General features: G+C 38.2%; 19 protein-coding genes. 14 read left to right on the top strand and 5 right to left on the bottom strand.

Annotation, left to right across the window (positions count from 1 at the left end; genetic code table 11):
• Nucleotides 1-413 precede the first annotated feature (413 nt).
• Nucleotides 414-2354 (top strand): polysaccharide biosynthesis protein, encoded by a 1941-nt coding sequence (locus AC0UA9_RS04385; protein ID WP_475657554.1) that lies wholly within the window; start codon nucleotides 414-416, stop codon nucleotides 2352-2354.
• Nucleotides 2355-2383: 29 nt separating this feature from the next.
• On the opposite strand, the gene cobA is transcribed toward AC0UA9_RS04385, so the two are convergent.
• Both cobA and suhB read right to left on the bottom strand, forming a co-directional pair.
• Nucleotides 2384-3208 carry a uroporphyrinogen-III C-methyltransferase gene (cobA, locus tag AC0UA9_RS04380; protein WP_475657550.1) on the bottom strand — a complete coding sequence of 275 codons (825 nt, stop codon included), beginning with the start codon at nucleotides 3206-3208 and terminating at the stop codon, nucleotides 2384-2386.
• Between the two features lie 178 nt (nucleotides 3209-3386).
• Entirely contained in the window at nucleotides 3387-4190 is an 804-nt protein-coding gene (gene suhB / locus AC0UA9_RS04375) for an inositol-1-monophosphatase (protein ID WP_475657548.1), read from the bottom strand.
• 452 nt (nucleotides 4191-4642) lie between these two features.
• Between suhB and trmJ the strand changes: the two genes are divergently transcribed.
• From trmJ to fdx, 9 genes are all read left to right on the top strand, one after another.
• The gene (gene trmJ / locus AC0UA9_RS04370) at nucleotides 4643-5473 is read left to right on the top strand and encodes a tRNA (cytosine(32)/uridine(32)-2'-O)-methyltransferase TrmJ (protein ID WP_475657545.1); all 831 of its coding nucleotides are present in this window, start codon (nucleotides 4643-4645) and stop codon (nucleotides 5471-5473) included.
• Nucleotides 5474-5514: 41 nt separating this feature from the next.
• A complete protein-coding gene (cysE, locus tag AC0UA9_RS04365) occupies nucleotides 5515-6369 on the top strand; it encodes a serine O-acetyltransferase (RefSeq protein ID WP_475657542.1) in 855 nt (284 codons plus the stop codon).
• 278 nt (nucleotides 6370-6647) lie between these two features.
• Nucleotides 6648-7139, top strand: a complete 492-nt coding sequence (iscR, locus tag AC0UA9_RS04360; protein ID WP_475657538.1) for a Fe-S cluster assembly transcriptional regulator IscR — start codon at nucleotides 6648-6650, stop codon at nucleotides 7137-7139.
• Between the two features lie 100 nt (nucleotides 7140-7239).
• Nucleotides 7240-8454 carry an IscS subfamily cysteine desulfurase gene (locus tag AC0UA9_RS04355; protein ID WP_475657535.1) on the top strand — a complete coding sequence of 405 codons (1215 nt, stop codon included), beginning with the start codon at nucleotides 7240-7242 and terminating at the stop codon, nucleotides 8452-8454.
• 69 nt (nucleotides 8455-8523) lie between these two features.
• Complete coding sequence (iscU, locus tag AC0UA9_RS04350; RefSeq protein ID WP_475657531.1) at nucleotides 8524-8904, top strand: Fe-S cluster assembly scaffold IscU; 381 nt, start codon at nucleotides 8524-8526, stop codon at nucleotides 8902-8904.
• Between the two features lie 35 nt (nucleotides 8905-8939).
• Entirely contained in the window at nucleotides 8940-9263 is a 324-nt protein-coding gene (iscA, locus tag AC0UA9_RS04345; RefSeq protein WP_475657529.1) for an iron-sulfur cluster assembly protein IscA, read from the top strand.
• A gap of 157 nt (nucleotides 9264-9420) precedes the next feature.
• Nucleotides 9421-9948, top strand: a complete 528-nt coding sequence (gene hscB / locus AC0UA9_RS04340; protein ID WP_475657526.1) for a co-chaperone HscB — start codon at nucleotides 9421-9423, stop codon at nucleotides 9946-9948.
• Between the two features lie 127 nt (nucleotides 9949-10075).
• Nucleotides 10076-11950 (top strand): Fe-S protein assembly chaperone HscA, encoded by a 1875-nt coding sequence (gene hscA / locus AC0UA9_RS04335; RefSeq protein ID WP_475657523.1) that lies wholly within the window; start codon nucleotides 10076-10078, stop codon nucleotides 11948-11950.
• Between the two features lie 56 nt (nucleotides 11951-12006).
• Nucleotides 12007-12345 (top strand): ISC system 2Fe-2S type ferredoxin, encoded by a 339-nt coding sequence (gene fdx, locus AC0UA9_RS04330; RefSeq protein WP_475657520.1) that lies wholly within the window; start codon nucleotides 12007-12009, stop codon nucleotides 12343-12345.
• Nucleotides 12346-12576: 231 nt separating this feature from the next.
• On the opposite strand, the gene AC0UA9_RS04325 is transcribed toward fdx, so the two are convergent.
• Together AC0UA9_RS04325 and AC0UA9_RS04320 are read right to left on the bottom strand one after the other, a co-directional pair.
• Nucleotides 12577-13737 (bottom strand): murein transglycosylase domain-containing protein, encoded by a 1161-nt coding sequence (locus AC0UA9_RS04325; RefSeq protein ID WP_475657516.1) that lies wholly within the window; start codon nucleotides 13735-13737, stop codon nucleotides 12577-12579.
• 125 nt (nucleotides 13738-13862) lie between these two features.
• On the bottom strand, nucleotides 13863-15401 hold the full coding sequence (locus AC0UA9_RS04320) for a methyl-accepting chemotaxis protein (RefSeq protein ID WP_475657512.1): 1539 nt from the start codon (nucleotides 15399-15401) through the stop codon (nucleotides 13863-13865).
• Between the two features lie 289 nt (nucleotides 15402-15690).
• On the opposite strand from AC0UA9_RS04320, the gene AC0UA9_RS04315 reads away from it, so the two are divergent.
• The 4 genes from AC0UA9_RS04315 to AC0UA9_RS04300 all read left to right on the top strand — a co-directional run bounded on the left by AC0UA9_RS04315 (nucleotide 15691) and on the right by AC0UA9_RS04300 (nucleotide 20715).
• Complete coding sequence (locus AC0UA9_RS04315; RefSeq protein ID WP_475657509.1) at nucleotides 15691-16227, top strand: hypothetical protein; 537 nt, start codon at nucleotides 15691-15693, stop codon at nucleotides 16225-16227.
• Entirely contained in the window at nucleotides 16227-17999 is a 1773-nt protein-coding gene (locus tag AC0UA9_RS04310) for an OmpA family protein (protein WP_475657506.1), read from the top strand. The genes AC0UA9_RS04315 and AC0UA9_RS04310 overlap by 1 nt, the downstream gene beginning before the upstream one ends.
• A gap of 66 nt (nucleotides 18000-18065) precedes the next feature.
• Nucleotides 18066-18560, top strand: coding sequence for a Rab family GTPase (locus AC0UA9_RS04305; protein ID WP_475657504.1), 495 nt, complete (start codon nucleotides 18066-18068; stop codon nucleotides 18558-18560).
• 4 nt (nucleotides 18561-18564) lie between these two features.
• Nucleotides 18565-20715, top strand: coding sequence for a putative bifunctional diguanylate cyclase/phosphodiesterase (locus tag AC0UA9_RS04300; protein ID WP_475657501.1), 2151 nt, complete (start codon nucleotides 18565-18567; stop codon nucleotides 20713-20715).
• Nucleotides 20716-20839: 124 nt separating this feature from the next.
• Here the strand turns inward: AC0UA9_RS04300 and AC0UA9_RS04295 are convergent, their stop codons facing one another.
• Complete coding sequence (locus AC0UA9_RS04295) at nucleotides 20840-23179, bottom strand: peptidase U32 family protein (RefSeq protein ID WP_475657498.1); 2340 nt, start codon at nucleotides 23177-23179, stop codon at nucleotides 20840-20842.
• Nucleotides 23180-23241: the final 62 nt, after the last annotated feature.

Below are 23241 nucleotides of genomic sequence, written 5' to 3'. Positions count from 1 at the left end.
TTTACCAGTAAGTTTTTTACCTGATTGAAGTGCTTTAACTGCATCTTCGAAGTTGAATTGATTTGTCATGTGTCATTCCTGTTTTTTACCAGTTTACCGAAATGACACAGATTTTTGAACATTACCTTTCCATATTGCGTCAGCCTTTTAAGGTAGCGTCTACCCATTGCCAAGTTAACATTGTGTTGATTTTTTTGTTGCTGTGATGTTTGCGGGGCGGTGTTTGTATTAACCAATATTGGAGTAATATGTTTCATTGTTTAATGACACACTTTATGACAAAAACAACTGTTGTTTTATATCACTCATTCAGCATATAAATAGAATTATCTACATCACTGCTGCTTTTTTTAAGTTATAATAAAGGGTCTCCGTTAGGACGGTTAATTATTGATAGCTTAAAGGAATATTAAGTGTTTTTGTTTAAATCTATTGTAAATCTTTCTCGTGGCTACAAGCGTGTTATTTCGCTTGTGGTTGATTCTATTCTTTTGTTTTCTGCTTTTTGGCTGGCATTTTTTATGCGCCTTGAAAGTTTTTCTCCTATTTTTAATCAAGGTTACTGGCTTGTTTTTGGTTGCACTTTATTTTGTAGTTTATTTATATTTGCCAAGCTAGGGCTTTACCGGGCGATATTGCGTTATATGAATATGCAGGCGTTGTGGACTGTAGCACTAGGTAGTATCTTGGCGACTGTCGTTTTTATTGGTTCGTTATTTATTTTAAATGTTAATGTCCCGCGTACTGTTCCTTTTATTTTTATGTGTTTATTTTTGATACTCGTTGGTGGCTCAAGAGTGATTGTGAGATCGGCTGTTGGGCATAAACGCGAGCAAAATAAAACCGCTGTTTTAATCTTTGGCGCTGGCTCTTCAGGCCGGCAATTAGCAATAGGGCTGTCACAAGGAATAGAGTACCGTGCTGTTGCTTTTGTTGATGACAACCCCGCCTTACAAGGTACAATTATTCAAGGGGTTCGTGTTTATTCACCGAAGAAAATATCAGCATTGGTCAACAAAAAAAACATTGAAAAAATATTACTGGCGATGCCAAGCACCACGAGAAAACGCCGTAAAGTAATACTCAGTGCTATTGAACCATTAGGCATTGAAGTGTTAACTGTTCCAGGCATGGCTGATATTGTTGATGGCAAAGCAAAAATTGAAGAGTTTAAAGAAGTTGGCGTAGAAGATTTATTAGGCCGTGATCCTGTAAAAGCTAAAGCTAACTTAATGAATGCTAATGTGGCTAATAAAATTGTTATGGTCACGGGGGCTGGTGGCTCTATTGGTGCGGAATTATGCCGTCAAATTATTCGATTAAACCCCACAAAAATAATATTATTTGAGTTATCAGAATTTTGCTTATATACCATCGATAAAGAACTTAACGCCTACAAAACAAAGCACGGCTTAAGCGTTGAAATATTTCCTATGTTAGGCTCTGTACAAAGAGTGAATCGCATTGAAAAAGTCATGGAAAAATTTGCAGTGCAAACTGTTTACCATGCTGCTGCATATAAACATGTTCCTTTAGTTGAGCATAATGTTGTTGAAGGAGTGAGAAATAACATCTTTGGTACTTACCATGCAGCGCGTGCCGCGATCAACGCTAAGGTGGAAACATTTGTCCTTATTTCTACCGATAAAGCGGTTAGACCCACTAATATAATGGGAACAACAAAGCGTATGGCAGAATTGGTATTACAGGCATTAGCTAAAACACAAAATACAACGCGTTTTTGTATGGTTCGTTTTGGCAATGTTTTGGGTTCTTCTGGTTCTGTTGTGCCTCTCTTTCGAAAACAGATTAAAGAAGGTGGGCCTGTGACTATTACCCACCCAGACATTACTCGCTACTTTATGACTATCCCAGAAGCGTCTCAATTGGTTATTCAAGCTGGTGCCATGGGCAAAGGTGGTGATGTTTTTGTGCTTGATATGGGAGATCCAGTAAAAATTTGTGATCTAGCTCGCAAACTTATTCTCTTAAGTGGATTTTCAATAAAAGATGCCACTTTACCCGATGGTGATATTGAAATTCAATATACAGGGTTAAGGCCAGGCGAGAAGCTCTATGAAGAGTTGCTAGTCGGAGATAACGTTTCTGGTACTACCCATGAGCGGATTATGTCGGCTCAAGAAGTTATGCTTGACTGGGATGAGCTCGAGCCATTATTAACGCGACTTGATCTAGCTTGCCATAACTTTGAGCATGAATTAATTCGTGAAATATTGCTTGAAGCACCAACCGCGTTTGCACCAACCGATGGAATTTGTGACTTAGTTTGGCAACAAACCAATCATGATAAACAAAAAGTTGCTGAGGTGATTAATTTAAAAAAAGCTAATTAATAACATTAGCTTTTTTTCACCGTTTTAATTTACTCTATACTGTCAGTTACAGGTGATAAATAACCTAGGTTTGTCAATTGACTATCAGCAAAGGTGTTAACAACATCGCCAATAACAATTAGGCTAGGGGGCTTAATGTTGTGTAATTTCACCAATGCTTCTAAGGTAACTAAACTGCCTTTTATCACTTGTTGGTTAGCATGAGTACCTTTTCTAATTAATGCGGCTGGCGTATTTTCACAACGCCCAGCATTGATTAATTGCTGAGTAATAATAGGTAAACTTTTTATACCCATATAAAAAACAACTGTTTGCTCGGTGTCATTTAAAGCTTTCCAGGGTAGGTCAAGGGCACCATTGTTTTGTACATTGCCAGTAATGAATGTGCAACTTCGTGCCACCTTGCGATGAGTTAAGGGAATCGCGGCATAACTAGTACAGGCGGAAGCAGCAGTCATACCCGGTATAATATGACAAGCGATACCCTGATGTAAAACAAAAAGAGCTTCTTCCCCTCCTCGACCAAAAACAAAAGGGTCTCCTCCTTTTAAACGCAGTACTTTTTTATTTAATTTGGCATTATCAACTAATATTTGATTAATTTTCTCTTGAGGTACGCGATGGTCTGCCTGCTTTTTACCCACATAAATACGTTCACAATGAGTCGGTAACAATGCCATGATCTCTTCACTGACGAGACGATCGTAAACAACGACCTCTGCTTGTTGAATAAAACGCAAAGCTTGTAAAGTTAACAAGTCTGGATCACCTGGCCCTGCGCCTACTAGAGCAACCTCGCCACTTTTGAATACTTGTTTATGTGCTGGTGGTGTGTATTGGGGGAAAGAGTTCATAATAGCTCTGATTATTTTATAAAGTTGAAGTAGTGCATTATTTTCATATTAATATATGTAGTTTTATTAATATGAAAGCAAAAAAACGCCCGAAGGCGCTTTTTTAACATAACTTATATTTTACAGTTTCATCTTTAAGCCAAAAAATTTGAGCTTAAGAAGAAACCTATATTGGTTATTATTGACTTAACGCTTCACCTAAATGAGGACGAATATTTTTTAATATTTCTCTTTGTAAACGCGTACTGCTAGCAACAATATTACCTGATGTTGCATGGTTATGCCCACCAACAAAATCGGTGACTAAGCCGCCAGCCTCTATAACAAGTAGTTCGCCTGCAGCAGTATCCCATGGCTTTAAGCCGATTTCGAAGAAACCATCCACTCGACCAGCTGCTACATAGGCTAAATCAAGTGCGGCAGAGCCAGCACGGCGCATATCGGATGTTTTTTGAAATAATGACGCGAACATCGCCATATAAGCATTTGTATGTTGCTTTTGTTTAAACGGAAAACCCGTTGCCACAATGGATGAAGATAAATCTTTGTGTGCTTTTAGACGGATACGCATACCGTTTAGCTGTGCGCCTTTGCCACGGCTAGCAGTAAATAGTTCACCACGAATTGGGTCAAATACGACGGCTTGGTCGAGCTTACCCTTTACTTTTAAGGCAATGGACACGGCAAAGTGTGGAATGCCTTTAATAAAATTTGTTGTACCGTCGAGTGGGTCAATAATCCACTGAAAGTTGTCGTCTGAACCTGTTAGTACCCCAGACTCTTCACCAATAATGGTGTGTGCTGGGTATGATTTACGAATAGTTTCAATAATTGCTTCTTCTGCGGCAAGATCGGCACTGGTCACAAAGTCGCTTGAGCCTTTAGACTCAACTTCTACTTTATCAAGTTGCTCAAATGAGCGAATAATAACTTTTCCTGCATTGCGCGCAGCGCGCACGGCAATATTTAGCATGGGATGCATAATAACGAACCTATTTGTAAATGGCTTTTAAAAGAACGGGTAACTATAAAGTATAGACAGATTTGCGATATTATCTTTCAATAGTACCTTAGCCGGGCCAATCAACACTTTTTTAGCTAGCAACGACTAATTTTAGTCGTGCCTAAAATAAAAAGTGCGATCAAACACAACATTTTAATACCATCTATTTTCTAGCGCGCGAAGTATAGCAAACTACAATATTTTTAGCGAGTCAGAAAGTTAATTTAATTGTCTATTAAATGAGTGATTTTCGATTTATATTCATTTGATTGACATTTACTGAATTTTTATTAGGTATACCGGTATTCTTCTATGATAGAATTTACCGTACAGAAGTGGGTTGTATTGACTCATAAAGTCATTTTTTTTAAGTAACCCGTTTTTTGCATAAAATAACATTTGGGTGAAGCCAAGTATGAGCATAAAGTAACATGTCAGATTCAACGTTAGATTCAAAGAGTAATCCTCTATTAGCACAAGTACGTATCGTATTAGTAAACTCGTCAGACTGTCGTAACATAGGCAGTGCCGCTAGGGCAATGAAAACGATGGGGTTAAGCCAGTTAATCTTAGTTGACCCAATAGAAATGCCTAATGGTCAGGCGCAAGCTTTAGCTGCGGGGGCAACCGATGTATTAACGAATGCAACAGTGGTCAGTACCTTAAGTGAAGCCATTGAAGGTTGCGGTTTAGTAGTTGGTACCAGTGCTCGGTCACGCACCTTACCTTGGCCCATGCTAGAGCCGCGAGGTTGTGGTGAAAAAATGGTAGCAGAAGCAGCAGAGTACCCCGTTGCTTTGGTTTTTGGCCGAGAAAGTAGTGGCTTAACAAATGATGAGCTACAGCTTTGCCATTTTCATGTGCAAATTCCTGCGAACCCAGACTACAGTTCACTGAATTTAGCCATGGCAGTACAAACGTTAAGTTACGAAATTCGCACCAGTTACTTACTTGCCACTGACACTGAACACCAAGAGCGCAGCACAGGTAATGGTAATTATATTGGTAAAAAAAACCTCAGTGCCAAAAGCGAAGATAATGAAACATACCCAGTAACACAAGAAACAGAGCGCTTTTATCAACACTTTGAAAACGTTTTGTGTAAAACAGGGTTTATTGTGCCGAGCCATCCCGGTTTAGTGATGACAAAACTCAGGCGTTTATTTAACCGTGCTCGTCCTGATGTCAAAGAAATTAAAATGATGCGTGGTATTTTGGCCTCAGTAGAAAAAGCATCAGCAGTTGAGTCATCAACCGATTAAACCTCAAATAACACCAGCTAAGAAATAACAAAGGAAACAATATGTTTAGCCGCATGAAAGAAGACATAAATAGTGTTTTCGACCGAGATCCCGCAGCCCGTAATACTATTGAGGTATTACTAAACTACCCAGGCTTACATGCTATTTGGATTCACAGGTTAAGCCATAGGTTATGGCGCGCTAATTGGAAATTAGTCGCAAGAGTACTATCAACCTTTTCGCGTTGGTTAACCGGTATTGAAATTCACCCTGGGGCCAAATTGGGGCGTCGATTTTTTATTGACCATGGTATGGGAGTGGTGATTGGTGAAACATCGGAAATTGGTAATGATGTGACCTTATACCATGGGGTAACCTTAGGTGGAACAAGTTGGAATGCAGGTAAGCGTCACCCGACATTAGAGGACAATGTCGTTATTGGCGCAGGCGCTCAAGTACTTGGCCCTATTACTATTGGTAAAGGTGGGAAGGTAGGATCAAACTCCGTGGTGGTTAAAGATTTACCTGAAAGCGCGACCGCTGTCGGTATTCCTGCTCGTATTGTTAATAGTAAAAATAATTCAAACTCATTACTTGATAATGAGTTAGCAGAAAAGCTAGATAAAAATTTAGGCAAAGAGTACCGCGACACTGCCGCGAAAAAATTTGGCTTTGATGCATACGCGGTATCAGCCGACAGCCCGGATCCTGTTGCAAAAGCCATAGGGCGGTTATTAGATCACATGCACTTAATGGACAATCGAGTATCGGGACTTTGTAAAGAAGTAAATCAATTAGGAGGCAATGTTTGCCCTGAAGATTTACCTGAGTTAAAAGTGGGTGAATTTGTTGATGATGAGAAAGCCGCTGCAAAACGTCGAGAAAGCAAAGTAGAGAGTTTTGATCCGGAAATTTAAGCGTTAACACTAAAATCCAGCTTTCTCGATTTACTCTTTATTTATCAGTGACTTAAGGTGGTTTAGTTGGGTGTATGAATAATAGTTGATTAAAATAGTCAAGTATTGCTTTTCCATTGCTTCATCTTAGTGTAAAATACTTGACTATATTACTCAGGTATATATTTGACTATTTAATAAGGGTATGTAAAATTGCGTTATGTGTTAATGTTTTACACTATTATTCACCCTTAAAAATGTTGAATATATCTCATATAAGTGGATTAAATGGGCGCATTATGAAATTAACTTCTAAAGGTCGTTATGCTGTAACTGCAATGCTGGATGTTACTATCCATGCCGTAAATGGGCCTGTATCACTCGCTGATATCTCAGAGAGACAAGGAATTTCTTTATCGTATTTAGAGCAATTGTTCTCTAAATTACGCAAAGGTGGCTTGGTCAATAGTATTCGAGGGCCAGGAGGTGGTTATCGTTTAGGGCGATGCTCAGCAGAAATTACTATTGCCGATGTTATCAGCGCTGTTAATGAAAGTGTTGACGCTACAAAATGCCAAGGCAAAGGTAATTGCCAAGGTGGAGAGCAATGCTTAACGCATTCTTTATGGCAAAGCTTGAGTCAACGTATTGAAGAGTTTTTGCAAGATATTTCACTGGCAGAAATTATTACTAAAAGTGACGTGAAAACCGTATCGAAACGACAAAATGACATTTATATGTCGGTAAATAAAGCATCGCCATTAAAAAGCATTATTCCGATTAATTTATAGCGTATTACTTACAAGTTATTGACCTTCATATTGCAGCTAAAAATATTAGGTTGATGTTAGATTTATATTAAATACTCGTACAAGTGGAGAGAGAAAGCCAATGAAGCTTCCTATTTATTTTGATTATTCAGCTACTACCCCAGTTGATAAGCGCGTTGCTGAAAAAATGATGCAATATATGACTACTGACGGTCATTTTGGTAACCCTGCATCACGTTCTCACAAGTTTGGCTGGCAAGCAGAAGAAGCCGTAGATGTTGCACGTAATCAAATTGCTGATTTAATTAATGCTGACCCACGTGAGATTGTTATTACATCAGGTGCTACAGAGTCAGACAACCTTGCTATCAAAGGTGTTGCTAATTTTTATAGCAAGAAGGGTAAGCATATTATTACCTGTAAAACAGAGCATAAAGCGGTACTTGATCCTTGTCGCGAATTAGAGCGCCAAGGGTATGAAGTAACCTACCTTGACCCAGAAGAAAATGGCTTAATTGATTTAAAGAAACTCGAAGCAGCCATGCGAGAAGATACTATTTTAGTCACCATTATGCATGTAAATAACGAAATTGGTGTTATTCAAGATATTGGTGAAATTGGCGAAATGTGTCGTGCTCGTAAAATTGTTTTTCATGTTGATGCCGCACAAAGTGTGGGTAAACTGAATATTGACTTACAGCATTTAAAAGTTGATTTACTTTCTATATCTGCCCATAAAATGTATGGCCCTAAAGGGGTTGGTGCATTATATGTACGCCGTAAACCGCGTATTAGACTTGAAGCACAAATGCATGGTGGCGGGCATGAACGTGGTATGCGCTCTGGTACATTAGCGACCCATCAAATTGTTGGTATGGGTGAAGCATGTCGTTTAGCAAAAGAAGAAATGGCACAAGACCTAAAACATGTAACTGCGATGCGTGACCGTTTATGGGCTGGCTTAAATGACATGGAACAAGTATTTGTTAACGGTGACTTTGATAAACGTTACCCAGGTAACTTAAACGTAAGTTTTAACTTTGTTGAAGGTGAGTCGTTAATTATGGCATTAAAAGACTTAGCTGTTTCGTCAGGCAGTGCTTGTACTTCAGCAAGTTTAGAGCCTTCATATGTGTTAAGAGCACTTGGTTTAAATGATGAAATGGCACATAGCTCAATTCGTTTTAGCTTTGGTCGTTTCACCACAGAAGAAGAAGTTGATTATGCAATCGACTTAATCAAAAAATCTATTGGTCACTTACGTGATATGTCACCGCTTTGGGAAATGTTCAAAGACGGTATTGATTTAGACTCAATTGAATGGGCAGCTCACTAGTCTTATTGTTCTTTCTTATTTCCACATAAGAAAGAACAAAGAAAGTGACAATTGTTAGGAGAAAATATTATGGCTTATAGCGAAAAAGTAATCGATCATTATGAGAACCCACGTAACGTTGGTTCTATGGATAAAAATGATGCATCTGTAGCAACCGGTATGGTTGGCGCCCCTGCGTGTGGTGACGTAATGAAATTGCAACTTAAAATTTCAGCAGATGGCATTATCGAAGATGCTAAATTTAAGACTTATGGCTGTGGCTCTGCTATTGCTTCAAGTTCATTAGTAACAGAGTGGGTCAAAGGGAAATCAATAGACGAAGCAGGTGAAATTAAAAACACCGCAATCGCTGAAGAGTTAGCCTTACCCCCGGTAAAAATTCATTGTTCAATTTTGGCAGAAGACGCCATTAAAGCAGCGATTGAAGATTATAAAAGCAAAAATGGTTAATCGTTCAGAACAAGACTCAAAACAGGAAATGTAGTATGTCAATTACCATGACGCCAGCAGCGGCAGAGCGAGTTCAAACTTTTATGACAAACCGAGGTAAAGGCCTTGGTTTGCGTTTAGGTATTAAAACGACAGGCTGTTCAGGTTTGGCTTATGTGCTTGAGTTTGTTGATGAGTTAAATGAAGATGATCACATGTTTGATATTGAAGATGTGAACATTATTATCGACACAAAAAGTTTGGTTTACCTTGATGGCATTGAGTTAGATTTTGTTAAAGATGGCTTGAATGAAGGTTTTAAATTCACCAACCCCAACGCCAAAGGCGAATGTGGCTGTGGTGAATCATTTAACGTATAACAGGCCTAATTCTTTGTTTGTTGGCTTAACTGTATTGTTGAAAGCACGTATTGACTTAAGTCAATTATGTGCTTTTACTTTACCTTAAAACCAAACCACATTGAATTTAACCATGATTAAAACAACTTATCTGAACAACAATTCTTTAGGTAATATAGTGAATTACTTCCAATTATTCGGCATTGAAGTTTTATTTGATCTCGATTTAAACCAATTATCACAAACCTATCAAAAATTACAAAAGTCGACTCATCCCGACAAGTTTGCTGGTGCTTCAAACCAAGAACAGCTAATGGCTGTACAGAAATCGGCAGAAATCAATGATGCTTACCAAACACTAAAAGATCCTTTACAACGCGCTGAGTATATACTCACGTTACGCGGTGTTGATTTACCTAATGAGCAAAACACATTTGGCGATACCAGCTTTTTAATGAGGCAAATGGAGCTCAGAGAAGCATTAGAAGAAATTAAGTTTGCCGACGATGTTGACGCTGCCTTAGCAGCCTTCCAACAAGAACTTACTCAAGAATATCAACAACATTTCAATACACTAAAAGCACAAGTATTAGAAAATACGACAGCAGCGAACGCACTTGCATGTGATAATTTACGTAAATTAAAGTTTTATCACAAACTTAACATTGAAGTAGAGCGCCTTGAAGATAGTTTATTTGAAGATTAACAAGTCGATAACAGGCTAGTTAGTAAAAACAGATTAGTTACTAAAGCGTAAGAACGCTTAGGCGTAAGCAATAAAATTATCTTATTATTATTTATTTTTAACTCAGAAAACTGAACATAATTAAAATATGGCTTTATTACAAATAGCAGAACCCGGGCAAAGTACTGTTCCACACGAGCATAAATTAGCCGCGGGTATAGACTTAGGTACCACAAACTCACTTGTTGCTAGCGTACAAAGTGGCAAGGCAAGCACGCTAGTTGACCAACAAGGTAGCGACATATTGCCTTCTGTTGTGAGTTATCAGCAAGGTGACACTTTCGTTGGTGGTGAAGCAAAGTCGTTTAGTGTTAGCGACCCTCAAAATACCATTGTATCGGCTAAACGTTTAATTGGTCGCTCTTTAACTGATATTCAAAGCAAATACCCATCACTGCCTTATCAATTTACTGGCGATGAAAATCAACCTGAAATTGTCACGCGCCAGGGTAATATTAACCCGGTTCAGGTGTCGGCAGAGATTTTAAAAAGTTTACACCAGCGTGCTGAACAAGCATTAGGCGGTGAGCTGACAGGCGTGGTTGTGACTGTGCCAGCATACTTTGATGATGCACAACGCCAAAGTACGAAAGATGCAGCCAAGTTAGCGAATGTTAACGTATTACGCCTGCTGAATGAGCCCACGGCTGCCGCTGTTGCTTATGGGTTAGATTCAGGTCAAGAAGGCGTTATCGCTATTTATGATTTAGGCGGAGGTACCTTCGATATTTCTGTACTTCGCCTTAATAAAGGCGTTTTTGAAGTGCTTTCAACGGGTGGTGACTCAGCCTTAGGTGGTGATGATTTTGATGTTGCGCTCGTTGATTATTTAGTTGAAAAAGCTGGCTTAATTCGTCCGTTGTCGCCATCCTTAGAGCGCCAATTAATGCAACAAGCATGTTATGCGAAAGAGCAGTTAACTGAATTAGACAGTGTTGAGGTCACTCTAACACTTGATGCAGCAAAAGATGGCAAGAAAGAGTGGACTACAACGTTATCAAAAGATACTTTTAATGGCTTAATTTTACCCCTAGTGAAAAAGACCTTAAGAGCATGCCGTCGTAGTTTAAAAGATGCTGGCGTGAGTGCAGAAGAAGTGCTGGAAGTAGTGATGGTTGGTGGCTCTACCCGAGTACCTTTAGTGCGTACTGAAGTTGAAAAATACTTTAATCAAACACCCTTAACGTCAATTGACCCAGATAAAGTGGTTGCTATTGGTGCTGCTATTCAAGCTGATATTCTTGCCGGTAATAAACCTGACAGTGATATATTGTTGCTTGACGTTATCCCGTTGTCCTTGGGGTTAGAGACCATGGGGGGCTTGGTTGAAAAAGTGATCCCTCGCAATACCACAATCCCGGTAGCAAAAGCGCAAGAGTTTACCACCTTTAAAGATGGTCAAACCGCTATGGCTGTTCATGTGCTACAAGGTGAGCGCGAGCTTGTTGATGATTGTCGGTCTTTAGCACGTTTCGAGCTTCGTGGTATTCCTGCCATGACTGCAGGTGCTGCACATATCCGTGTCACCTTTAAAGTGGATGCAGACGGTTTATTGTCGGTGAGCGCAATGGAGAAGTCATCCGGTGTTGAAGCAAGCATTGAGGTGAAACCTTCATTTGGTATCGACGACACTAAAATTGCACAAATGCTAAAAGATTCAATGAATAATGCAAAAGCCGATATTGATGCGCGTATGCTAAAAGAACAGCAGGTTGAAGCTGCACGTGTGATTGAATCTATTCAGGCAGCTATTGCCTTAGATAGTCATTTACTCAATGACGAAGAAACAGCTAGTATTCGCCAAGTGATAACATCATTGGCAACCGTTAGCCAAGGTGATGATAAAGAAGCCATAGAATTAGCCATTAAAAAGTTAGATCAAGCGACTGCTGTATTCGCTGAACGACGCATGGACAATTCAATTAATAAAGCGCTAAGTGGTCAGTCTGTTGAAAAGCTGTAAAAGTCCGTTGTTTGTTTTTAATCGAAAGTGATAAGAGAGAAGAAGAGATAAATAAAATGCCAAAAATTATATTTTTACCTAATGAAGAACTATGTCCTGATGGTGCCGTAGTTGACGCAGAAAAAGGGGAAAGCATCTTAAATGTTGCCTTAAAAAATAACATTGGTATTGAGCACGCATGTGAAAAAGTTTGTGCCTGTACTACTTGCCATGTCATTATTCGAGAAGGCTTTGACTCAATCGAAGAGGGTGACGAGCTCGAAGACGATATGCTAGATAAAGCATGGGGTCTAGAGCCTGAATCTCGTTTAAGCTGTCAGTCTATTGTTGGTGATGAAGATTTAGTGGTTGATATTCCAAAGTATACCGTGAATATGGTTTCTGAAAATCACTAACGACATTGGCAAAATCCCCAACGAACTAAAAACTGAGTAATGTTTTGTTAATCAGTTGTTGGGGCTAATTTAGCGCTTTCCCTTACTGTAGCGAAGCGCTAAATATCAATAGCATCAGCGTTTATTGTCAGTGCTCACCTTATACTTACTATTTACTTACTCGCGCTGAACATCACCAATATTACCCATTACCCAATGACTCAAATGCATGCGGGCTTAGCCAATAATGCCTCAATACGACTTCTCAGCATGCACAACTTTTTCTAAATAACGACGAGATTCTGCTTTAGGATGCTTTTTTGTTAGTAAGTAATAAACATCTCTAGATGATTTAGCATTGAGCACCTTCATTGCCGTTGTGCGGTTACTGTGAAACGTTTTTAATACATTGCCAGCGCCACCATTGTAGGCAGAAATAACAGAATAGTGGCGGCTAGTTGCGTTGTTTATCGACTTTAAATAATTGTTATTGAGAATATATAAATAGGCAGTACCCATATCAATATTAAAGGCAGGATCAAATAATTGCTGTTTGCTTGGCATACCATTTTTGTTTTTAATACGTTGAAAAACATCGGCTCCGGCTGTTTTGGGTACCACTTGCATTAAACCATAGGCATTGGCCGAGCTTACTGCAAAGGGGTTAAAACTACTTTCAGTTTCAATTATGCCGTAAATAAGCTGTGGCGATATTTGGTAGCGCTTAGCAGCAGCGAGCACATACGAACTGTATTTTTGTTCACGCAAATGTAAATGTTTTTCAACCATATTTATGCGAACGGCATAGATTTGTTTATTGTTTCTTTTGTATTTTTGTAAATTAAATTCTGTTAAATGCTTAGAAAACCTATTTGCACGCCATGAATATTTAATCGGTTTGTGGTCATGGTCAAGCACTTGTTGATACAAAAAAGGCTGGCCTGATAACTGGGGTGCATCACTTGAGAATATGTCAGTTTTACTTGGGTCTGCAGTGGCTAACAATGTGCTAACAATAGCATTTTGTAAATTACTTAAGGTTTTTGAATACGAAGAGTCAGCTAGCGTTTCAATTAAGATAGTGCCTTTTTCGAAATTAACCATTGCCCGTGCTTTATAGTTATTCGTATATTTAACCAGTTTTTTATTATTCGGAAGTTGTGGCGAACTCTCGCCCCAGGTATTGCTAATATGGCGCTTTAACTCGTCGAACAAGGCTTTAATATTGTTTACATCTTTTTTTAGTAGCTTGTTGGTATGCACAGCTTGCTGTGTAATGGTAATAAAATCTGGATTATCGGCCTCTATTTGTTTAATTAAGGTTTCAGCGCTGCGAATTGACTCAAAATTTGCAGTAGTTTTACAGCTAGTTAAACCGAACATCAGTGTGAGCATTAATATTTTTTTAAACATCAATGCTAGCCACTGTAGTAAAGTTAAGGTACTTTATTTTACTGTATGTTGTGATACTTTTGATGGGCAAGTGTTATAATCCATAAAAATAATGTGATATAAAAGCTTAATGATAAACCTTTTTATTAGTTAAATGTAGTACTCAGCGCCTCTATATCTTTAGCACTGCTATTAACATGGTCACCACTTAAGCTGACCTTTTTACATAACGCTTCGTTGTCTTTAGAAATAACACCAATATCTATAATTTTTTTACTCATTTGCTCAGACACAATACTTTGTTGTTCAGTCGCTGTTGATATTTGGGCGGTCATATCGCTAACATCAGCAACACTCATCATTATATTTTCAATCGCTTGCTTAATCACTAAAGTATTTTCAGCGCATACTTCTGCATTATCTTTACTTACTAACATGACTTTACTCGACTCACGTAAGTTTTTCTGCAATTCAGATACCGAGCGTTGTATATCGCCAGCAGCATCTTGCGTTCTACTGGCTAATGTTCTTACTTCATCGGCTACAACAGCAAATCCTCGCCCTTGCTCACCGGCTCTTGCGGCTTCAATGGCAGCATTAAGTGCGAGCAGATTAGTTTGATCAGCAATACCTTGAATTTCACTCATGATCCCTGAAATTTTATCTACATCCAGTACTAGATTTTCTGTCGTGTTAGCAGCAGAATGAACATCATTAGCCAAACTATTCATTATGTTCTGGTTATTTGCGACTAAGTTGGTGGCATTGTCGCAATCTTGTTGAACCTGCGTCACTTTATCATGAGTTGATACTGTATTTTCACTTACGTTATTTATTGTTCTACTCATTTCATCAATGGCAGTAGAAAATTGCTCTAACTGTTGGTTGATATTTGAAGCACCACTTAACATGTCACTTGAGGCTAATTTTAGCGCTTCAGCTTGATTGAGTAATACCTTGCCTGAGTCATAGCTGCGGCCAAGCACAGTACGTATACGGGCTTGCAATAACGCGGTTTCATACTTCATTATGTTTGTTAAACTCTTACCGGTAAAAATAAAGCGGGATGGGCTATCAGAGCGCCGTTTAATTTTGTCGACATAGTGTGGAAAAGTGAATAACTCTTCAGAGAAAATAAGCGCTGTGGCTGCTATATTGAGCAAAATGAGTATCACAGCGATAGTAGACTCTATATAGAATAATGAAAAAACGATTGAAGCGGCAATTACAAGCCCGAAGAGTAAGCGTTTTAATGCAGTGTTTGAGTGAAAGTCTGTGACGGGTTTTTGGGCATTTAACCTATCGTAGTATTGTTGTGCATCATCTTTTTGTTTTGTCGTGGGTTTTACCCTGACCGATTGGAAACCAATTATTTTACCCTCTTCTGTTAAAGGGGTCACGTAAGCATCAACCCAATAATAATCACCATTTTTACAACGGTTTTTTATCATGCCACGCCAAGGTTCGCCATTTTTGAGCTTTTTCCACAAATCAGCAAACGCTTCTTTTGGCATATTAGGATGACGAACAATATTATGATGTTGGCCTTTCAGCTCTGCTAAAGTGTAGCCTGATACCCGACAGAATTCTTCATTTGCATAAACGATATCTCCTTGTAAATCAGTAATAGAAACTAATTGTTCCTTACTTGAAAAATTTAGCTCATTGTTCGTTATATTTACCATTCATTGTTCCTTAATTAAGATGGGTACTTATGATTTATTTGCACGTGGTTTTTAGTAGGTTTTTCCTTAAATTAATACAGCATTTGTTATGCATTATAGTCAATGGGTTTTGAAGTACCTAATTGTGTTGAGTGTTTTTTATAAAAATAAAATAACAACACTGTATATATAATATTCATTGTGGTGCTATAGTATTAATTTCAATAAGGTTAAAACTAAAATAAATATGTTTAGGGCTTATTGTAATGCTCAAAACAGAGTACTTTTTTGCTTAAAATGGAATCTTTGTATGTCAAATAAAAACAAAAATGACCAAGTAGCACAAACGTCTATGGCCGCCACGGAAACACTAGAACAGCTGAGACAAATTGTTTTTGGTGATGCTCAGCAACAGTTAATTGCGCAACTGACGTTATTACGAAGTGATATGGAACACGCACTCGATGCACAAGATAAAAAGTTTTCAACCCGTTTAGATAAATTACAAACCGACATAAATCAGCAATTAGACAAGGTAGAGAAGCAAATAAACTTGGTTGATAAACGCCACGATGATAGTGAAGAAAGTTTACACAAGGAGCATACCAATTTCGTTTCAGAATACGAAATGTTTACCGCTACCACACAGCAAGACTTGAAGAGTATAGAACAATCACTTAATAGCGAGAGTGCCTTATTATCTAGCAATTTTAACGCACAACTAGCGCAACTTAAAAGCCACTTAGACGCTGTTTCAAATGAATTAAGCTCTTCTAAAACTGACCGTAAAACACTGGCCAAACTGTTGGCGACAATGGCCACGAATTTAGCAGATGATCAGCTATAATGCCGCAACAGCCCAAAGCCGAACAAGTTGATTCTAAACAGCAACTTGCACAATTAAGAGCGCTAATACTTGGTGAAGATAGCCATTTGGTGACTGATGCTGTCAAAAAACATGCACGCGCTATCGTTGGGGAAGTGTTGACGGAAGCAATCGATGATAGACAGCAGCAAGACGGCTCGGTAAATAAGGTACTACTTCCTATTGTTGAAGATGCGGTGGAGCATTCGGTTAATCATAATAGCGAACGTTTAGTAAACTCGCTCTATCCTTTAATAGGGAGCTTAATTAGAAAGTCGGTTGCTGCCTTCTTAACAGACTTAATGGAAAAAACAAATCAATTAATTGATAATAGTTTAACACTTAAAGGACTAACTTGGCGGATTAAAGCGTGGCATGCAGGTGTTGGCTTTTCACAGTATGTGGCCTTACAAACTTTTGTTTATCGAGTTGAGCACGTATTTCTTATTCACAGAGAAACAAGTGTATTACTAAATTCGGTTGATTTTGACAACCAAACTAAAAATGATGCCGACTTAATTTCTGCGATGTTATCAGCCATAAATGATTTTGTTGGGGACTCTTTTTTAGGCAGTAAAGAAGGGGCTAAAGAGCAATTACAAACGGTAACAACAGATAGTTTTACCTTATTAATAAAACCAGGCCCTAACGCATTAGTTGTTGCTGCTGTTACAGGAACCCCGCCACAAAATGTGAGTAACCAACTACAGCTAACCTTAGAAGATATTCACCGTTTGTATGCTCAAGAGCTTATTCACTTTAACGGTGATAATAACAGTTTTGCTCATACCAGTAGCTTACTAAAAAGCTGCTTGCTGTCAGAGCAAAAAGACAACATGGCTAAAAAGAAGAAAGTGCCATGGCTGGTTTGGCTACTAGGGAGCATCAGTACCCTTATGCTTTTATTTCAAATAGCAACATGGTGGAGCAATACAGCGATAAACAAACAGCTTATGTTGTTAGATCAACAACCGGGTATTGTGGTTAATCATATTGAGGTGCAGGGTAGGCAAGCGGTAGAGCTAGCTGTTTTACGAGATCCCGATGCTATTTCGGTGCTTGATTGGTTACAAAAGAACAATATTAATATCAAAGAATTAACACTAACAGAGCGCTTATATCGTTCTTTAGCACCAGAAATATTAAATACAAGAGCGCAGCGTATTTTGGTTGAATATCCTGATATAACGCACAAATGGCACGCAGGTGTACTGCATTTGTCGGGAAATTTGAACTTCTATCAAGCTGAAGTATTAGTTAATGCACTTACAATGGCAGGCTTTGTTAAAGGTAAAAATTTATCCCTTGCTCAACTTAACCTAACCCCAGCGCTATCATCAGCTAGCAATGCTGATATTAATCAACAACTCTTTAATGAATTAGTCGGCCGAATAGCTGCTATTCAACTTGAGTTCCCTGTGGCTAGTAGTGCCGTAACTCCTAGAATGCAGCTAGTTTTACAGCAACTTTACCAAGATTTACAACAATTAAACCAGTTAGCTAAAGTACTTAAATTGAATATTGGCTTGGTTATTATTGGTTGTAGTGATAGTACAGGAAATACAGCGGCTAATAAATTATTAAGCCAACAGCGGGCTCAAAATACAGGGAACACTTTACGCCAATTAGGAGTTGATAAAGGGCAAATGTATATCACGGGTATCGGTGGAATAGACATTGCGCAAGTAAAAAATAAAGCAAGAAAAGTTATCTTTAACGTGTTATATGTAAAACAAGGGAAAGTTAATAATTAGCATGTGCCTATATATGCGCTTTACATAACAGTATTTAAAATAAAAATGTTAAGGTTGGAGGTCGCTTTGATTCAAAAAAAGATTTGTCTGCTAGGTGCATCCAACGTCGGCAAAACAAGTTTAGTAAAACAATTTGTAGAAGGCATTTTTGATGAAAAATACCTGACAACGATTGGGGTGAAGGTAGACAAAAAACGGATCACTATAGCAAACGATGTTATGCAACTTTTGCTTTGGGATATTGAAGGTAATGATCGTTATAATGCTTTTCAAGAGCGATACTTACGTGGAGCATCTGCTTATATTATAGTTGCCGACCAAACACGCATAGCGTCTTTAATGGAAGGGCTAGACATTCACGCACTTGCCCGTAAAGTCTCTAATTGCCCAGCGTACTTAGCGATAAATAAACATGATCTACCAGCAAGCTGGCATTGGGAAGACCAGGGGTTATTAAACTATAACAACCTGTTTGAGTCTCACTTTTATACTAGTGCCAAAACAGGTGAAAACGTAGAGAATATGTTCATTTGCTTAGCTAGTTTGTTACACGAGAATTAATAATATGTCGTCATTACTCAGTAATATACTCAATGCAATGGATCAAATTGTTTTAGAGGCTATTGACAGTGGTGCCAGTACATTTCGTCTACTTGAAGGAGAGAGTCAATGGGCTAATGCGTTATTTCCTACTACTGCGCACTCTAATGTGTTTACCATTGATGAGAATACACCTTTTTTGCACGACTTCCTGATTGATGCCCGAGAAGTGTGGAATAATACAAACAATAACAAGCTACGATCTGGCTTTTGGACTGAAGTAACAGCAAACAATACAAGCTTGCACCTAGAAGCTATAGCCATTAAGCAAGGGCAATATAATTTACTACTCATTAGCAGCCAAACAGAAGCGTTTACATTTCGACAACAGACCCTACAAACAGCGCGCGAGTTATTACTGAGTAATGATAAGTTGATTGAAAAAAATGAATACTTATACAACAGAATTCTTACTATTTTTAAAAAGCCATCACTACAAACCAATATTCTTGCTGCGTTAACAAAGGCCATTGAAAGTGCTGGTTTCGCAGTATTAATTACTGAGCAAGATTTTACGACCGTGTTGGCTAATACAGCAGCGATCAGCTTATTTGAGCAGAAGACCTCCTTAATAGCAGGGTTACATTCTAGTCGAGCGCAGTTACCTGCTCCTATTGACGTTATTATTCAATTGTTAAAAAACCAACTACCTGAATTTGAACGCATCATATCAACAAAGTCGAGTTGGGATGGCGAGCTTTGCTGGATGTCACCACCTTCTACCTTAAAGTGGTTAAAAGTGGCTTTACACCCAGTTTTAGATGAATTGAACGAGGTTAAAAACTGGATAGTATTTGCTAATGATATTAGTAACATAAAGCATTTGGTGCAAAGAAATGAGCAACTGGCTTTACAAGATATGTTAACCGAGCTGCCTAATAGAATTGCTTTTTGGCAAGTACTAGAAAAGAAAACTGCCTCAAATATTCCCTTTTATTTACTCTATGTAGATATTAATGAATTTAGGCGTCATAACGAGTTTTATGGTCATGATGAAGGTGATAGATTATTAATTGAAGTAGGTAGCCGAATAAAAAACACCATTAAAGAGACTGACTTTATTGCCCGCGTAGGTGGCGATGAATTTGCTATAATTTTGGCCAACATTGAAAACAAACAACATTGTGAGCTTGTCGTTAATAAAATATTTTCTTCAGTTAAAAAAACATTTAAGAGCAATGCATTAAGTAGTTTTAATATTAGTTTAAGTGTAGGTGCTGCTAACTTCCCAACAGACGCTAAAAGTGTTGAAGAACTAATGCGATTTGTTGACCTAAGTGCATACAATGGTAAAAAACCTAAAGCAAACTCATTGCAGTTCTATTCTCAATCGATGAAGGAGGCTTCACGGGAGTTAATAGAAATAGAACAAGATCTAAGACAAGCCATTAAAAATGAAGAGTTTGAACTATTCTTACAACCAATTGTTCATTTAGAACAATCCACCATAGTAAAAGCAGAGGCCTTGATCCGCTGGTTTCATCCTAGCAAAGGTATGGTTTCGCCAGATGCTTTTATTCCTGTTGCTGAAAACAACGGCTTAATTATTACGATAGGAAAATGGGTTATTGACAAGGTATGCCAAATGGTTAAAACCCTGGCTGCTATGGGCTATAAGATTAAAATATCACTGAATCTTTCCCCTTCGCAAGTTTATGATGAAAACTTATTTCCGCACCTGGCAGCTAGCATTAAGCATTATAAAATTGATTCTAGTTTACTCGAGTTAGAAATAACAGAAGGTGTATTGGTTGATGATTATGCTATTACTGAAAAATTGCTTAATAAAGTTAGAGCGCTAGGTGTCAGTGTTGCTATTGATGACTTTGGTACAGGCTATAGTTCATTGGCTTATTTAAAGCGACTACCCTTAGATTTTCTAAAAATAGATCGTTCGTTTATTAGAGACATTGTCAGTGATGATAATGACAAGGCGATTGTCAAAGCCGTTATTGCCATGGCGCATAATTTAAATTTAGGCGTTACTGCAGAAGGCGTTGAAACCCAAGCGCAGTTAGACTTCCTTTCAAAAAATGCGTGTGACTTAATTCAAGGTTATTTGTTTAGTAAGCCAATTAAATTTGACGATTTTGTAGCCTTGTTGAATAAAGCATAAAAGTTAAACTTTTGGGGATTAGCAGTAGTGCAGGGACATGCCTTGATAAACAACACGTGACGTATGTTTTCCTTAAATCTAGCTAACTGTAGGTCAACCATTAGGCTGCACAGCGATAACATCACTACAGCCCATTATGGTACTGAACATGGGTTGACCGAGGCACTAGGTTATGAATAGTTTTTTCAGTTTCTGCTTTCTTAGTTGGCTCGGCCAACAACTGTTCAAACTGTTTAATGAGGGTAACTTTATCAGGTGATGTTTTATCACCAGCACCAATATTGGTTAAATCAATCATAAAGCCGTCATATAAATCAGCAAGATCCTTAATAATTTCCATATTTAAAAACTGATCTTGGTTATAAATACTAGGGTAGCCGGCCTTTTGTTTATCAATTGCAAAGTTATCACCTTTAAGGTTGGTAATGCTGGTTGATTTATCACACGACAGCATACAACCGTTATCAATTCTTGGCTTTTCGCAGCCAACACTTTGTTGGAAGAAACACTGTCTACTGGTCATTAATAAGATTGGATGATAAATACTGTAAAATAATTCAAAATTTTCAGGACGAGCAATAGTACGCATTTGCTGCTGGTTTATTTCATTTGAAATAAAGGCGCCACTACAGTTAAAGGTTTCTTTCATTGCTAATAAAGCATAAGAGTTGGTGGTATTTAAGAAAGGCCCAGCTATCCATTTTATTCCCAGCTTATAGGCCTCATAAGCGATACCGGTATTGTTAGTGACAATTAACTTTGGTTTCACTTGTTGTAAAATGTTTAACGCAACATCGTAATCTTTACCAATTAACACCGAGGGGAACCAAGGAATTAATCGAGGGTTCTGTTTAAAAAATTCAACGTACTTGGTACAACCACGTTTGTAAGCATCGGGTAGTTTAAAGTAAACATTCGCTGGTGTGATTTGAGTTAAATTAACATCGTTTTCATCGCAAATTAATAATGATAACTTAGGTCGGCCATGATTTTTGGTATCACTTTGTGTCGCATTCATTTTAGGGTGATGCTTAAGCGGCGGCAAAGTAACTTCTGGCAATACTGGTTTGTTGTTGTTTAACGCGGTAGCAAGCTGTTTTTTCAGCTTGGTAAATTCTTTAAACGGAACATTTAAGCCATGGGGTAAATTGTCTACTTTTATTGTGGCTAAACGATAATGGCTGTTGTTAAAACTTTTAAAGCGCTTGTTAATTATGTCAGCATCAATACTTACCTGGTCGCTTATGGTTAATAAACTATTTGATTGTAAGGTAAATGTTACTGCATTACTCTCATTAAGGCTTTGGTTACTATGCATATTTTTTTCAATGGTGCTACCTTGTTCAATAACCGTGGCTGTGAGGGTTAATGGTTTACCTAGCGCCCCTGAAAACGATAAAGTCAGCAGTGGCTTAGCAATGCTTAAATGCTTTATTTTATCAAAAACAGTGGCCTTCATTGCTTTGTTTTGTTGGTGTAATGTTTGCTCTACTTCATGTATTTGTACCACAGAAATAGCATTTTCTTTGTCAAGGGCATGCTGTGTTGAATTATCTCGTGGGTTATCAATAAACATTGACTGGTTTAAGTCACCGCGTAAAAAGGCATTTGAAAAGTCACGGTTAAATACTTGATACAGGCGCTCAACATCTTGTGTTAATTCACCGGTATTAACAAAACCATCAATTTGTTTTCTAAAACTGTCAATTACCGTATTGACATAGCTAGCGCCTTTAATGCGTCCTTCAACTTTAAACGAATGCACACCGGCGTCAATTAGGGCAGGTAAGTCGAAAAAAGCAGAGTTGTCTTTAATATTTAAAGGAAAGTTATTACCCGCTGGCGTTGTTTCATATTCTTCACGACAAGCTTGGCTACAACGACCTCTATTACCAGAGTTACCTACACTGGCAGAAGTTGAATAGCACAACCCCGAAAAAGCAATACACAATGAGCCATGCACAAACACCTCTACTAATATTTCATGTGCTGCGGCAACTTTGGTAATGGCTTTTATTTCTTTGAGGTTTAACTCTCGTGATAAATTAACGCGTGAAGCGCCTAACTTTTTTAAAAAAGGTATTTGTCCCGCATTATGCGTGGTAAGTTGAGTTGACGCATGAATGTCAAGTGTCGGAAAGTACTTGGTAATTAAGTTAAACATACCAATATCTTGCACTATCACACCATCGAGCGTGGTATTAACTAACTTACTGAGCAGTTTTGCTAATGAGGCAAATTCACGCTCTAAAATAACAATATTGAGGGTAAGAAAAACCTTACATTGGTACTGGTGCGCCAAACGAATTACGCCAACTAATTCATCAAAAGACAGGTTAGACGCTCTGTTACGGGCATTGAAAGTATCTAAACCACAATATACCGCGTCAGCACCAGCAATAATGGCCGCTTTTATTGCATCAACATCGCCACCAGGTGCTAATAATTCAATTTCAGAACGCATTTTTTATAACCTACTTTACAGCTTTAATTTAAAAAAGAAGATTTTACCCGTATACACAACGA

It is taken from the genome of Colwellia sp. F1, assembly GCF_056238625.1.
The sequence above is the reverse complement of the archived record's forward strand: the minus strand, read 5'-3'. Positions and strand labels throughout refer to the sequence as shown.

Bases quoted from the DNA above. Each gene is read 5' to 3' on its own strand.
- cobA (WP_475657550.1), bottom strand. From the start codon at position 3,208: ATGAACTCTTTCCCCCAATACACACCACCAGCACATAAACAAGTATTC.
- suhB (WP_475657548.1), bottom strand. From the start codon at position 4,190: ATGCATCCCATGCTAAATATTGCCGTGCGCGCTGCGCGCAATGCAGGA.
- trmJ (WP_475657545.1), top strand. From the start codon at position 4,643: ATGTCAGATTCAACGTTAGATTCAAAGAGTAATCCTCTATTAGCACAA.
- cysE (WP_475657542.1), top strand. From the start codon at position 5,515: ATGTTTAGCCGCATGAAAGAAGACATAAATAGTGTTTTCGACCGAGAT.
- iscR (WP_475657538.1), top strand. From the start codon at position 6,648: ATGAAATTAACTTCTAAAGGTCGTTATGCTGTAACTGCAATGCTGGAT.
- AC0UA9_RS04355 (WP_475657535.1), top strand. From the start codon at position 7,240: ATGAAGCTTCCTATTTATTTTGATTATTCAGCTACTACCCCAGTTGAT.
- iscU (WP_475657531.1), top strand. From the start codon at position 8,524: ATGGCTTATAGCGAAAAAGTAATCGATCATTATGAGAACCCACGTAAC.
- iscA (WP_475657529.1), top strand. From the start codon at position 8,940: ATGTCAATTACCATGACGCCAGCAGCGGCAGAGCGAGTTCAAACTTTT.
- hscA (WP_475657523.1), top strand. From the start codon at position 10,076: ATGGCTTTATTACAAATAGCAGAACCCGGGCAAAGTACTGTTCCACAC.
- fdx (WP_475657520.1), top strand. From the start codon at position 12,007: ATGCCAAAAATTATATTTTTACCTAATGAAGAACTATGTCCTGATGGT.
- AC0UA9_RS04325 (WP_475657516.1), bottom strand. From the start codon at position 13,737: ATGTTTAAAAAAATATTAATGCTCACACTGATGTTCGGTTTAACTAGC.
- AC0UA9_RS04320 (WP_475657512.1), bottom strand. From the start codon at position 15,401: ATGGTAAATATAACGAACAATGAGCTAAATTTTTCAAGTAAGGAACAA.
- AC0UA9_RS04315 (WP_475657509.1), top strand. From the start codon at position 15,691: ATGTCAAATAAAAACAAAAATGACCAAGTAGCACAAACGTCTATGGCC.
- AC0UA9_RS04310 (WP_475657506.1), top strand. From the start codon at position 16,227: ATGCCGCAACAGCCCAAAGCCGAACAAGTTGATTCTAAACAGCAACTT.
- AC0UA9_RS04300 (WP_475657501.1), top strand. From the start codon at position 18,565: ATGTCGTCATTACTCAGTAATATACTCAATGCAATGGATCAAATTGTT.
- AC0UA9_RS04295 (WP_475657498.1), bottom strand. From the start codon at position 23,179: ATGCGTTCTGAAATTGAATTATTAGCACCTGGTGGCGATGTTGATGCA.